Source organism: Planotetraspora sp. A-T 1434, from assembly GCF_025420585.1.
In the GTDB taxonomy this organism is placed as follows: Bacteria; Actinomycetota; Actinomycetes; order Streptosporangiales; family Streptosporangiaceae; genus JAOEGB01.
Window position 1 is genome coordinate 78581 of record NZ_JAOEGB010000024.1, and the last position, 12322, is coordinate 90902.

Annotated in this window: 12 protein-coding genes; 7 read left to right on the forward strand and 5 right to left on the reverse strand. The window is 71.4% G+C overall.

What is annotated here, in order from left to right:
- Window positions 1-100: 100 nt before the first annotated feature.
- The gene (locus N5079_RS35640) at window positions 101-205 is read right to left on the reverse strand and encodes a putative leader peptide (RefSeq protein WP_410007833.1); all 105 of its coding nucleotides are present in this window, start codon (window positions 203-205) and stop codon (window positions 101-103) included.
- A 283-nt stretch (window positions 206-488) separates the two neighbouring features.
- On the opposite strand from N5079_RS35640, the gene N5079_RS27005 reads away from it, so the two are divergent.
- On the forward strand, window positions 489-1202 hold the full coding sequence (locus N5079_RS27005; protein WP_261586936.1) for a DUF4328 domain-containing protein: 714 nt from the start codon (window positions 489-491) through the stop codon (window positions 1200-1202).
- On the opposite strand, the gene N5079_RS27010 is transcribed toward N5079_RS27005, so the two are convergent.
- The 3 genes from N5079_RS27010 to N5079_RS27020 form a co-directional block, all read right to left on the reverse strand.
- Window positions 1115-4594, reverse strand: coding sequence for a DNA polymerase III subunit alpha (locus N5079_RS27010; RefSeq protein WP_261586937.1), 3480 nt, complete (start codon window positions 4592-4594; stop codon window positions 1115-1117). The two genes, N5079_RS27005 and N5079_RS27010, sit on opposite strands and share 88 nt — an antisense overlap.
- A 14-nt stretch (window positions 4595-4608) precedes the next feature.
- On the reverse strand, window positions 4609-4875 hold the full coding sequence (locus N5079_RS27015) for a DUF6504 family protein (RefSeq protein ID WP_261586938.1): 267 nt from the start codon (window positions 4873-4875) through the stop codon (window positions 4609-4611).
- A 107-nt stretch (window positions 4876-4982) separates the two neighbouring features.
- The gene (locus N5079_RS27020) at window positions 4983-5720 is read right to left on the reverse strand and encodes a GntR family transcriptional regulator (RefSeq protein ID WP_261586939.1); all 738 of its coding nucleotides are present in this window, start codon (window positions 5718-5720) and stop codon (window positions 4983-4985) included.
- Between the two features lie 112 nt (window positions 5721-5832).
- Here N5079_RS27020 and N5079_RS27025 point away from each other — a divergent pair, with 112 nt between their 5' ends.
- The 6 genes from N5079_RS27025 to N5079_RS27050 all read left to right on the forward strand — a co-directional run bounded on the left by N5079_RS27025 (window position 5833) and on the right by N5079_RS27050 (window position 11466).
- On the forward strand, window positions 5833-6987 hold the full coding sequence (locus N5079_RS27025) for an ABC transporter substrate-binding protein (protein WP_261586941.1): 1155 nt from the start codon (window positions 5833-5835) through the stop codon (window positions 6985-6987).
- A gap of 5 nt (window positions 6988-6992) precedes the next feature.
- On the forward strand, window positions 6993-7838 hold the full coding sequence (locus N5079_RS27030) for an ABC transporter permease (protein WP_261586942.1): 846 nt from the start codon (window positions 6993-6995) through the stop codon (window positions 7836-7838).
- Window positions 7826-8695 (forward strand): ABC transporter permease, encoded by an 870-nt coding sequence (locus N5079_RS27035; RefSeq protein ID WP_261586943.1) that lies wholly within the window; start codon window positions 7826-7828, stop codon window positions 8693-8695. The genes N5079_RS27030 and N5079_RS27035 overlap by 13 nt, the downstream gene beginning before the upstream one ends.
- Window positions 8692-9750: an ABC transporter ATP-binding protein gene (locus tag N5079_RS27040; RefSeq protein ID WP_261586944.1), complete on the forward strand. Its 1059-nt coding sequence runs from the start codon at window positions 8692-8694 to the stop codon at window positions 9748-9750. The genes N5079_RS27035 and N5079_RS27040 overlap by 4 nt, the downstream gene beginning before the upstream one ends.
- Window positions 9747-10427, forward strand: coding sequence for an HAD family hydrolase (locus tag N5079_RS27045; RefSeq protein ID WP_261586945.1), 681 nt, complete (start codon window positions 9747-9749; stop codon window positions 10425-10427). The genes N5079_RS27040 and N5079_RS27045 overlap by 4 nt, the downstream gene beginning before the upstream one ends.
- Window positions 10428-10506: 79 nt before the next feature.
- The gene (locus tag N5079_RS27050) at window positions 10507-11466 is read left to right on the forward strand and encodes a quinone oxidoreductase family protein (RefSeq protein ID WP_261586946.1); all 960 of its coding nucleotides are present in this window, start codon (window positions 10507-10509) and stop codon (window positions 11464-11466) included.
- A gap of 149 nt (window positions 11467-11615) precedes the next feature.
- On the opposite strand, the gene N5079_RS27055 is transcribed toward N5079_RS27050, so the two are convergent.
- The gene (locus N5079_RS27055) at window positions 11616-12320 is read right to left on the reverse strand and encodes an SHOCT domain-containing protein (RefSeq protein ID WP_261586947.1); all 705 of its coding nucleotides are present in this window, start codon (window positions 12318-12320) and stop codon (window positions 11616-11618) included.
- Between the last annotated feature and the right edge of the window lie 2 nt (window positions 12321-12322).

Here is a 12322-nt window from a genome sequence, read left to right on the forward strand (position 1 = left end):
TCAAGCGGGTGAGCCTGCGCTCCCGCATGGCGTGCTCCTGTCGTGGTCGATCAGCCGGCGGACTTCAGAGACGACTCCAAAGACGACATCAAGGACGACTTCAAGGACGACAGAGCGCGCTGGACATCCGGCACAGGTCGATGTGATCACGGGAGGTGAGGAGCGCGCTACGGACCACGAGGACGACCGTAGCCGACCGCCGCACTGCTTTCAAGTTTCCCTACAGGTAAACCATAGAATGCGCCTGATTAGGGGGAACGCGGATGGGATAGGACTGAGGAGGACGACGCGCATGCCGGGGGGAGATACACATGCGGTCCACCTCGTCATCGGTGAGGCCAGTGGGTGAGACGGCGGTCAAGGCCGCGGGTAAGCCTGTGGGTAAGCCGGCCGCCAGACCCGCACCGGAGCCGGCACTCCAGTCGGCATTCCGGTCAGCCGTGCGATCAACTGAACGATCAAGGGGGCGATCAACCGGGACACCCGCGGTGAGGTCCGCCGTCAGCAGAGCGGCCGTCGCCGTGTACGTGTGCCTCACGGCCCAGGCCGTCTCGATGGGCGCGCTGGCGGTGTTCGAGGAGGTCCGAGGCCGGCGGCTGGCTCACCAGATCGCGGCGTTCGGCGGGGATCCGCACGCGCCGGGCGCGCGCCAGGTGGTCGGCGCGGTGACGGTGTTCGCGATCGTGATGATGGCGGTGGCCGCGACGACCGCCGCCGCCGCGGTGGCCTACGTGGTCTGGTCCCGGCGCCTTCGGCAGGCTCCCCATGGCCAATACAGCGGGTCGGGGCTCGGGCTGGCCGCGGCGTGGCTCGTGCCGGGGGTCAACCTGGTGGTGCCGCCACTTCTGGTGGACCGGGCGTGGCGGGAGCTGGCCGGCGAACGCCCGGCGCGGGACGCCCGGAGCCGGGCGCGCTGGCTGGTGCTCCTCACGTGCTGGTGGTTGAGCTGGCTGGTGGCGCTGTTCCTGGTGTTCGTACGGCCGGCGCACTCGGGGAGGGACCTGACGGGCGTCGGCCTGACCGACCTGGCGGCCACGGTCGTCGCCGCGATCCTTTGCGCGGCCACGGTCCGGGAGCTGACCGCCCTGAGCGAGGCCCCTCACCGGCAGGCCCCTCACCGGCCGGTCGTCGGGCCGGAGCTGCCCGAGCTGGCGTGCCAGAGTCGCCGGTGGTCGTCGCGCGGAGGGCCGATGTCGGAGTAGGGCGACAGCTGGAAGCCGTTGCCGTACTGGATGGGACGCCCGCCCACGCCCGCCCCGGGGACGGGCACTTCGTCAAGGATGGCGCGGACGGCGTCGATGCCCCCGCCGGGGGCGCGCCACACCCGGTCGAGATCGACCAGGTTCCAGCAGTGGACGGCGCGTAGTGAGATGGCCCTCCCGCCGGTCCGCCTGACCACTCCCCTGGCGACCAGCAGCCATGATCCGAAGACGGTCGCCGCGGTGTGCGCCTGGACCGACTCGAAGAACGTGAGGTCGATCGGGCCGGTGGAGTCGTCGAGGGTGGCGAAGATGACCCGCTGGCCCGAGCGTACGGCGGGCGTCTGGGTGGCGACCTTGACCCCGGCGACCAGGATCTCCGCGCCGTTCCGCTGCTTGAGCAGGTCCTTCGAGCGGATCACGCCGATCGCGTCGAGCAGGTCGTCGTGGAAGTGGACCACGTGGCGGCTGACGTCCATGCCGAGGATCGAGAGCTCGGCCTCGACCGCCTCGGCCTCGGTCATCTCGGGCAGCTCCCCCGGCGTGACGCTCTCGGTGAATCCCATGGGGAGCTGCACGGCCGCCTCCGAGCTCCCGACCACACCAGAGGCGCGGTCGAGCGCGCCGACCTGAGCGATCAGGTCGCGCCTCGTCAGCTTCCCCGGCCGCCACCGCGGCTCGCCGGGGCGCAGGCCGTACACCGCGTCGAGCCCGCCGACCTCCACGATGCGCTCGGCGACCGGGCGCGACGGGCGGGCCCGGTCCCAGAAGTCGGCCATCGAGGTGTACGGCTGGCCGGCGACCATCCGGCTCACCTCGGCCTGGCTCACCCCCCTGACGGCCGAGAACGGCACGCGCAGGCCGTACCCGCGCCCCATCTCCTCGATCCTGAGCCCGCCGGGCGGGCTCTGCCCGGCGGCGGGGGCGGCGGCAGCGGCCGGGCCCGTCCTCTCGACGAGCCAGTCCGTCCCGGACCGGTTGACGTCGAGCGGGAGGATGTCGACGCCGCACTGGCGGGCCTCGTCGAGGATCACGCGGTTGGGGTACATGCCGGGCTCGTGGGTGAGCACGCCGGCGAAGAACGCGGCGGCGTGGTGCCGCTTGAGCCAGGCCGACTGGTAGGTGGGCAGCGCGAACGCCGCCGCGTGGGCCTTGCAGAACCCGAACCCGCCGAACGCGTCGAGCACCTTCCACGCGTTCTCGACCGTGGCCCCGGCGAAGCCGTTCCGCCTGGCGAGCGGCACGAACCAGGACCTGACGATCTCCCTGCCCTCGGGGGTGCCGAGGGTGCGGCGGGCCTTCTCGGCGTCCGAGAGCCCGCATTCGGTCATGACATCGATGATCTTCAGGACCTGCTCGTGGAAGACGACCACGCCGTAGGTCTCCCTGAGCGCGTCCCGCAGCTTCTCGTGCGGGTAGCGCGGCTCGCGGAAGCCGTGCCTGGCCTCCAGGTACGGCGTGACCATGTCGGAGTTGACCGGGCCCGGCCGGAAGAGCGAGATGTCCACGATCAGGTCGTGCATCGTGCGGGGTTCGAGCTTGGCGACCAGCTCCCGCTGGCCGGGCGACTCGATCTGGAAGCACCCGAGCGTACGGCTGGCGCGGATCAGGTCGTAGGTGGCCTCGTCGTCGTGGGGGACGGCGTCCAGGTCGATCTTCTCGTGGTCGACGCGCTCGATCTCCTTGATGGAGTAGGCCAGCGCCGACTGCATGCGCACGCCGAGCACGTCGAGCTTGAGCAGGCCCGCCTCCTCGACGTCGTCCTTGTCGAACTGCGACATCGGGAAGTCCAGCAGGCTGCGCTCCACCGGCGTGCGGTCGCGGAGCGTGGAGTTGCCGATCAGGACGCCGCACGGGTGGAGGGCGATGTGCCGGGGCAGCCCGTCGAGCCGCTCCGCGAGCCGGAACACCGTCTGCAGCGACCGGTCGTTCAGCCCGCTGTCGCGCAGCTCGGGCAGGTCGGACAGCGCGGCCCTGATCTGCTTGGCCCGGACGTGCGGGAACGCCTTGGCGATGACGTCGATCTCATGCGGCGGCAGGCCCATGGCCGCCCCCACGTCGCGGAGCGCGCTGCGGGCCCGGTAGGTCTCCATCATGGAGACGCAGGCGACCCGGGCCTCGCCGTACCGGCCGAGGATGGCGCGGTAGCAGTCGAGGCGGCGGGCCGACTCCACGTCGACGTCGATGTCGGGCAGGCCCCGGCGGCCCTCGGACAGGAAGCGCTCCATCAGCAGGCCGTGTTCGAGCGGGTTCACCTCGCCGACGCCGATGAGGTAGTTGACCAGGCTGCCCGCTCCGGACCCGCGGATGGCGCAGCGGACGCCCATCGAGCGGATCATGTCGGTGATGCCGGCGACGGCGATGAAATACCCGGACAGCCGCTTGTTCTCGATGACGCGCAGCTCGTCGGCGAGGCGCCGCCTGGCGTCGTCTGACCGGGCCATGCCGCGATCGATCAGCCCGTCCTCGCACCGGTGCCGCAGCAGCGGGACCGGGTCCTCGCCTATCTCGGGGAGGTGGAGTTTCGGCCGCTCGGGGTCCAGGAGCGGGACGATCTCGACGGGGTCGAGCACGCAGTCGTCCGCGACGCGGCGCGTCTCCGCGAGCAGCCGCCCGGCCCGGTCGGGGTCGCCGCCGCAGATGCGGGCGGCCACCAGCGCCATCTCGCGGCCGTCCTTGAGGTAGGCGTGGGCGGTGGGCTGCTCGATGTGCCGGGCGTGGAGGGGCACGAGCTTGCGCGCCGCGTCGAGCACGTTGCCGATCTGGTGGTCGGCGGCGTCGAGGTAGCGGACCGCGTTGGTCAGCACGGCGGGCACGCCCAGGGAGTCGGCCAGGGCAAGCATGCGGGTGGCGTTGTTCGTGTCGCGGTAGCCGTAGTGGTCGACGAGCTCGACGACCAGGTCGGGCACCACGGAGCGCCAGGCGGTCAGCAGGGCGCGCGCCTGGTCGTCCCGCCGCTCGGCGATCGCCCGGCCGACGCCCGAGCGCGGCCCGAGCATGACCACCAGCCCGCCGGGCCCGGAGGCGTGCTCGGCGACCATCCCGGGAGTCACGTACGGCTCGCCGCGCTCGCCGGCGTGGTGGGCGGCGGTGACGAGGCGGCACAGGGCGGCCCAGCCGTCGGAGCGGGCGAGCACGACGATCCGCGTTTCGTCCCCCTGGAGCGCGAGGTCCACGCCGACGATGGGGGCGATGCCCTCGTCGTGGCAGGCCTGGACGTGCTTGATCGCTCCGTAGAGGCCGTCGCGGTCGGTCAGCGCGAGCCGGTCCATGCCGTGCTCGGCCGCCCGCCGGACGAGCACGCCGGGAAACGCCGTCCCGTACCGGAGCGAGTACGCGGAGGCCGTGTGGAGGTGGGCGAACGCGGCCATGGACTCGGCCATGAACGGGGTCATCGGCCCAGTGCCCCTCAATCCCAGGCCCTCAGCAGGAGCCAGCCATCGCCGGCGGTGTCGAAGCGCACCTCGTAGGTGCCGATCTCCTTGCCCGTGGCGGCCTCGACCCGCCAGAAGCGCCGCTCTCCCGGGTCGGCGTCGGTGGTCTTCCACCACTCGCGGGCGACCACCCAGTGGTCCTGGATCTCGCGAACGGTGTAGAGCCGGTCCCGCCAGACGAACTGAGCAGGCTGACCGTCCCGGACCCACACCTCGATCGGATCACCGTAAAGTCTGCTCAAGACGTCTTCTCCCTGTGGCTGCGTGGCACCCGGGGGAAGACGGGCGAATCAATCGGGCAGAATTGCCGCTACTTCGAACATACGTTCCCAGAAGATCGAACGCAAGTTCACTCGGCCGCGCGGCGGACGAGGGAGTTGGCCGAGGTGGAGTTCCGGATGCTGAAGGTGACGCTGCCGGCGCGGTAGCGGTCGTCGGAGCACTCGACCGGGCGGCCCTCCTGGGTGGTCGTGGTGCGCCGCTGGCGGAGCAGAGGGCTGCCACGGCGGACTCCGAGCAGGCGCGCCTCCTCGGCGCCCGCCGCGACGGCGTCGATCAGGTGCTCGCCGTACGCGAAGACCAGGCCGACCGACTCGTAGAGCTCCTGCGTGACGGACTCGCACGACGGGTCGAGCTTCTCCACGGCCGGCGCGATCCAGCCGGCGTAGACGGTCCGCTCGATCAGCACGGGCTCGCCGTCGAGCCGCCGGAGCCGCAGCACGGACAGGACCTCGTCGCCGGGGGCGACGGCCAGCCGTACGGCCTCGGAGGAGGTGGCGGGACGGCGCTGGGAGGCGAGCACGACGCCGCTCGCCCGGTAGCCCATGGAGCGCGCCCACTGGGCGAAGCTGTGCAGCTCGGCGAAGCTCTGGCTACGCTCGCTGCCGAGCACGATGCGCCGGGCGCCCTGCCGGGACCCGACGAGCCCCTCGGCGACGAGCACGGCCACGGCCTGGCGGACCGTGCCCCTGGCGGCCGAGAACCGCGCGGCCAGCTCAGCCTCCGACGGGAGTTGGGCGCCGATCGGATAGTCCCCGCGGATGATGGCGTCCCGCAGGTCTCCCGCGATCTGTTCATAACGCGCCATCGCCGCGGTCCCTTCTGTTCACTTGACCGACATCGATATGGGACTTACTTGGTCTGGCTTGTTTGTACAAGTTCGCTTAGGTTCGATCCACATATCTCAGTGGGAGGCACCGTTGTCCACACGTACCGCCGGCCTGTTGGCCGCCCTCACCATAACGACCTCCATGATCGCCGCGTGCGGCGCCGCCCCCAAGCCCGGAACCGGCGCCTCCGGCTCCGACGGCGGCTCCAAGGCGGCGACGGCGACCTCCGCGCAGGACCTCGGCGGGCTGGACAAGCTGGTCGAGGCGGCCAAGAAGGAGGGCGCGCTCAACGTCATCGCCCTCCCGCCGGACTGGGCCAACTACGGCGAGATCATCAAGGCGTTCACCGCCAAGTACGGGATCAAGGTCAACAGCGACAACCCCGACGGCTCCAGCTCGGACGAGATCAACGCGGTCAAGACCCTGAAGGGCCAGGGCCGCGCCCCCGACGTGCTCGACCTCGGCAGCGCCTTCGCGCTGAGCGGCGCCCAGGAGGGCCTGTTCGCCCCCTACAAGGTGCAGAGCTGGGACAAGATCCCCGACGGCCAGAAGGATGCCGGCGGGGCGTGGTTCTACGACTACGGCGGCTACATCTCGATCGGCTGTGACGCCAAGCGGGTCAAGGTCTGCCCGGAGACGTTTGCCGACCTGCTGAAGCCCGACTACAAGGGCAAGGTCGCCCTGAACGGCGACCCGACCAAGGCCGGAGCCGCCTTCGCGGGCGTCTACGCGGCGTCGCTGGCCAACCAGGGCTCGTTCGACGACATCCAGCCCGGCATCGAGTTCTTCAAGAAGATGAAGCAGGCCGGCAACTTCAGCCCCGTCGAGGCCACCCCGGCCACGGTCGAGAAGGGCGAGACGCCGATCACCATCGACTGGGACTACCTTCAGGCCAGCTACGCCAAGGAGTTCTCCGGCAAGGGCATCGACTGGAAGGTCGCCATCCCGACCGACGCCAAGTACGCCAACTTCTACTCTCAGGCGATCAACAAGTCGGCTCCCCACCCGGCCGCCGCGCGCCTGTGGGAGGAGTTCCTCTACAGCCCCGAGGGCCAGAACCTGTGGCTGAAGGGCTACGCCCGCCCGGTCCTCCTGCCCGCCATGCAGACCGACGGCAGCGCCGACGCCGCGCTGGTGGCCCAGCTTCCCAAGGTGGACGGCACCCCGGCGTTCCCCACCCCCGCCCAGGTCGACAAGGCCAAGGAGACCCTGGCCGGCGGCTGGGGCGCGGCGGTCTCGGGCTGACGTCCGTGGCCAACGCACCCCTGTCGAAGAACAGGTCGAAGAGCTGGCTCGCGGCCGTCCCGCTGCTGGCCTTCGTCGCTCTCGTGTTCGGCGTCCCGCTCGTGGTCATCCTCGGCGGGACGTTCACCCGGGGCGGCGCGGTCAGCACGGCCAACGTCACCGAGTCGGTGCAGGGCGCCTACCTCACCGCGCTGCTCGGGAGCGTGAAGCTCTCGGCGCTGGTCGCGGTGGTCGGCGCGGTGCTCGGCACGTTCCTCGCGCAGGCCGTGGTGACCTCCCGGTTCCGGGCGCTGCGCGAGGCGGTCCTGACGGCCTCGGGCGTGCTGTCCAACTTCGGCGGCGTGCCCCTGGCCTTCGCCTGGATCGCCACGCTGGGCAACTCCGGTGTGATCACCACGTCCCTCGGGTTCGACGCCCGGGGGTGGAGCCTGTACAACTTCTGGGGCCTCGCCCTCGTCTACCTGTACTTCTCCATCCCGCTGATGGTCCTCGTGGTCGTGCCGGCGCTAGACGGCCTGCGCCCGCAGTGGCGGGAGGCCGCCCAGAACAACGGCGCTAGCGCCTGGCAGTTCTGGCGGTACGTCGGGATCCCGGTCCTCACGCCGACACTGCTCGGCGGGGTCGTGCTGCTGTTCGGCGGCTCCTTCGCGGCCTACGCGACGGCGCAGGCGATGGTCGGCTCGGCCGTCCCGCTGGTCACCCTGCAGATCGCCAACGCGCTGTCCGGCAACGTCCTCATCGGCCACGAGAACGTCGCGCTGGCCCTCAGCCTCGACATGATCGTGGTCGCGGGCCTGGTCATGGCGGTCTACCTCCCGCTGCAGCGAAGGAGCGCCCGATGGCTGCGCTGAGTCCGCAGACCCTCCCGGCGGCCACGAAGGCGACACCCGCGCCCGGCCGTCCGCACCGGATCAGGGTCTGGCGCGGCGCGATCCTGCTGGTCGCCGCGGTCTACTTCCTCGTCCCGCTCATCGCCTCGTTCGCGTTCACGGTCAAGACGCCCGGCAAGGGCGTCACACTGGACGCCTACGGGCAGATCTTCTCGGCGGAGGGCTTCGGGCGCGCGCTCCTGCTCTCGCTCGGCCTCGGAGTCGCCACGATCGCGGTGGTCCTGCTCCTCACGCTGCCCGCGATGCTGGCCGTACGGCTCAGCGTGCCGAGGCTGCGGCCGATCCTGGAGGTCGTGTGCACGCTCCCCCTGGTCGTGCCCCCGATCACGTTCGTCGCCGGGATCAGCAAGGTCCTCCAGTGGGGCCCCGACTACCTGGCTAGCACGCCGTTCTACCAGACGATCATCTCCATCCAGAACCCCGACTTCCCGGTCGTGCTGGTGCTCACGTATGTGGTCCTGGCGCTGCCGTTCGTCTACCGGGCGCTGGACGCCGGGCTGAGCGCCATCGACGCGCGCACACTCGTCGAGGCCGCCAGGAACCTCGGGGCCTCGTGGCCGCACCTGCTGCTCCGGGTGATCGTGCCCAACCTGAGGGCGGCGCTGGCCAACGCGTCGTTCCTCACGCTGGCGCTCGTGCTCGGAGAGTTCACGATCGCCCGGCTGCTCAGCTTCCAGACCTTCCCCGTCTGGATCTACACGATCTCCGGCTCGCAGGCCCAGGTGTCGGTGGCCGTCTCGGTGTTCAGCCTGCTGATCACCTGGCTGCTGCTGCTCGCCCTGTCCTCCGCCGGAGCAAGGCAAAGGAGTGGTAAATGAACGGGGCCCGGGTCGAGTTCCGCGGGCTGCGCAGGCGGTTCGGGAACACCGTCGCGCTGGACGGGCTGGACCTGACCGCCGAGCCCGGCGAGCTGCTCGCCCTGCTCGGCCCGTCGGGGTGCGGCAAGACGACCGCCCTGCGTTGCCTGGCCGGATTCGAGCACCCGGACGAGGGCGAGATCCTGGTCGACGGGTCGGACATCACGCGGGTTCCCGCCAACCGCCGCGACGCGGGCATGGTCTTCCAGTCCTACAGCCTCTTCCCCAACCTGAACGTCAAGGACAACGTGGCCTTCGGCCTCCGCGTCCGCAAGGCGCCCACGGCCAGGCGGCACGCCCGCGCCCAGGAGCTGCTGGAGCTGGTCGGCCTGCCCTCGATCGGCGAGCGGTATCCGCACCAGCTCTCCGGTGGCCAGCAGCAGCGCGTCGCGCTCGCCCGCGCGCTCGCGCTGGAGCCACGGGTGCTCCTGCTGGACGAGCCGCTGTCGGCCCTCGACGCCAAGGTCCGGGTGAATCTCCGGGAGGAGATCCGCCGGCTCCAGCTCTCCCTCGGCATCACGACGATCTTCGTGACGCATGATCAGGAGGAGGCCCTGTCGGTCGCCGACCGGGTGGCCGTGCTGCGCGCGGGCCGCCTGGAGCAGGTCGCCGACCCGGCCACGCTGTACGACCGGCCCGCGACGCCGTTCGTGGCCGAGTTCGTCGGCACGATGAACCACCTGCCCGGCCGTGTCTCGGGAGACAAGGTGACGGTCCTCGGGCAGGAGCTGCCCGTGGAGGGCCCGGTCCCGGACTCGGCGGACGTGAACGTGCTGATCCGGCCGGAGGCGGTGCTGCTCACGCCCGACGAGGACGGCGACGGGAAGGTCCTGGTCTCCTCGTTCCGCGGTTCGACGGCCCGCCTGCGGGTTCAGCTCCCCGACGGTAGCGAGGCCCTCGCCGACGTGCCCGGCCACCATTCCGTACGGCTGGCGCCCGGCACCGCCGTACGGGTCGCCCTGGTCGAGCGGCCGGTGCTGGTCTCGGTTGCATCGTCCGGCGAGCACGGACGATGACGTGTGACGGTCTCGGCGCCGTCCTGCTCGACATGGACGGCACCGTCGTGGACACCGAGGGCCTGTGGTGGGATGCCTGCGCCGAAGTGGCGCAGGGCCTCGGGTTCGCGCTGACGCCGTCGGACCGGGAGGCGCTGTTCGGCCTCCCGGTCGAGGACGCCGCCGCGTATCTCGTCGGAGCCGGAGGTCTGGAGGATGCGGGGCCGCGTGAGGTGGAGGGCATGCTCACGCGGGCGTTCACCGTCAGGGTCGAGGCGGGGGTGACGACCCTGCCGGGAGCCGTCGCGCTGCTGGACTCGCTGGGCGCGGCGGGCGTCCCGGCGGCCCTGGTGAGCGCGTCGCCCCGGTCGGTCGTCGACATGGTGCTGGAGACGGTCGGCGGGTTCCGGCTCTCGGTCGCGGCCGGGGACAGCCCCAGGAACAAGCCCGCGCCCGACCCCTACCTGACCGCCGCCGGGAGGCTCGGCGTCGACCCGGCGTGCTGCGTGGCGATCGAGGACAGCCCCGCCGGGGTGGCCTCCGCCCGCGCCGCCGGGTGCGCGGTCATCGTGGCGGGCGGGGCGGGAGCCGTACCGGGGGACGGGGTGGTCCCCGTGCCCGATGGGATAGTCCGCGTCCCGTCCCTGGAGAGCGTCGATCTGGCCCTGCTGCGCCTGCTGGTGTCGGGGCGCGGCTGATCCCCCGGGCAACGGGAACAACGAGTGCGGGCCGCCGGTTGGACGACAGACAGCGAGCCTTCAGACAGGGAGTTGCGCAATGCGTGCGGTCGTCGTCCCCTCCTACGGTGATTCCTCGGTGCTGCAATACGTCGAGCGCCCGGATCCCGTCCCCGGACCGGGCGAGGTCCTGATCGACGTGGCGGCGAGCGGGGTCAACTTCGCCGACGTCTACCACCGGGAGGGCCGTTACCCGCTGCCGCTGCCGTTCACCCCGGGCTGGGAAGGCGCGGGCACGGTGGTGGCCGTGGGCCCCGAGGTGACCGACGTCGTCGCGGGTGATCGGGTCGGATGGGTCAACGTGGTCGGCTCCTACGCCGAGAAGGCCGTCGTCCCGGCGGACAAGGTGATCCTCCTCCCCGAGGGGCTGTCGCCCGAGCTGGCCGCCGCCGTCCTGCTCCAGGGGCTCACCGCCCACTACCTCTCGCACTCGACGTATCCGATACGGCCGGGGGACGACGTGCTCGTCCACGCCGCCGCGGGCGGAGTGGGGCTGCTGCTGACGCAGATGGCCAAGCTGCGCGGCGCCCGGGTGATCGGCACGGTCTCCACGCCCGAGAAGGAGAAGCTGGCCCGCCAGGCCGGGGCCGACGAGGTGCTCGGCTACGACGACTTCGCCGAGGGCGTCAAGGAGCTGACCGGCTCCGGCGCGCACGTGGTGTACGACGGCGTCGGAGCCACCACCTTCGACGCTTCGCTGGCGTCGCTGCGCCCGCTCGGCATGATGGTCCTGTACGGCGCGGCCAGCGGGCCGGTCCCGCCCGTCGACCCCCAGCGGCTCAACTCGGGTGGCTCGCTGTTCCTGACGAGGCCCTCGCTCGGCCACTACGCCGCGACGCGCGAGGAGCTTCTCTCCCGGGCGGGCGACCTGCTCGGCTGGGTGGCGTCGGGCGCGCTGAAGGTGCACATCTCCCAGCGCTACCCCCTGGCCGACGTACGGCAGGCCCACGACGACCTGGAGTCCCGCCGGACGACCGGCAAGCTCCTGCTGATCCCGTAGGGCTACGTGGGCGGCCTACGTGGCCTGATGTCGCCTACGTGGCGGCGTGGAAGATCAGCACGCCGAGATAGATGCCGCCGGCGATGGCGATCACGTGAAGGGCGATCGACAGCGCCCGGACCGCGGTGACGTTCATCGGCGTGACCCCATCAGTGAGAGCCGTTCAGTAGTCGTTTCTTGGCGGCGGAATACTCGGCGTCGTCGAGCTGTCCGGCCCGGTGCAGTGCGGCCAGCCGTTCGAGCTCGCCCACGAGGCCGGACCCGCCCGCGGGCTCCGGCGTGACCGGGGCGAGCGGGCGGTTCCTGACCCGGTCTCGGTTTCGGTCCCGGTCGCCGGGGAGCTCCACCGTGGTGGTCCAGCGGACGTTCCCCGGCCCCGGGCCGCTCACAGCCGGCGGCGGCGGGGCCGTACCCCAGAAGACCTGCCGGAACGTGCCCCGGTTCGCCAGGAAGAGCAGCGGAACGCCGCCCATGAGGATGAACAGCACGGCGCAGACCATGAAGCTCCAGTCGACGCCCGTCTCGGGGTCGAGGCTGGAGTCGAGGAAGGCGTAGCCGAGGCTGAGGAACAGCGCCGGCCAGGCCAGCGAGGTGAGCCGGGGACCGACCGGAAGCAGGCTCGCCGCGTAGACGCCCAGCGCGACCAGACCACCCAAGATCGAGACCGGGACGATCCAGGCGATCCCCGTGGGGCAGGGCGTCGCGATGACGTACGGCCCGCCCGACCCGCAGCTCCCGCCGATCCCCATGACGGAGCTCGACGCGAGATAGAGCAGGGTCAGGGCGCAGGAGAACGCGCCGAGCCCGACGAGCAGCCCGATGGAACGCCGGACGAGCTGGAGAGGGGTGAGCACGG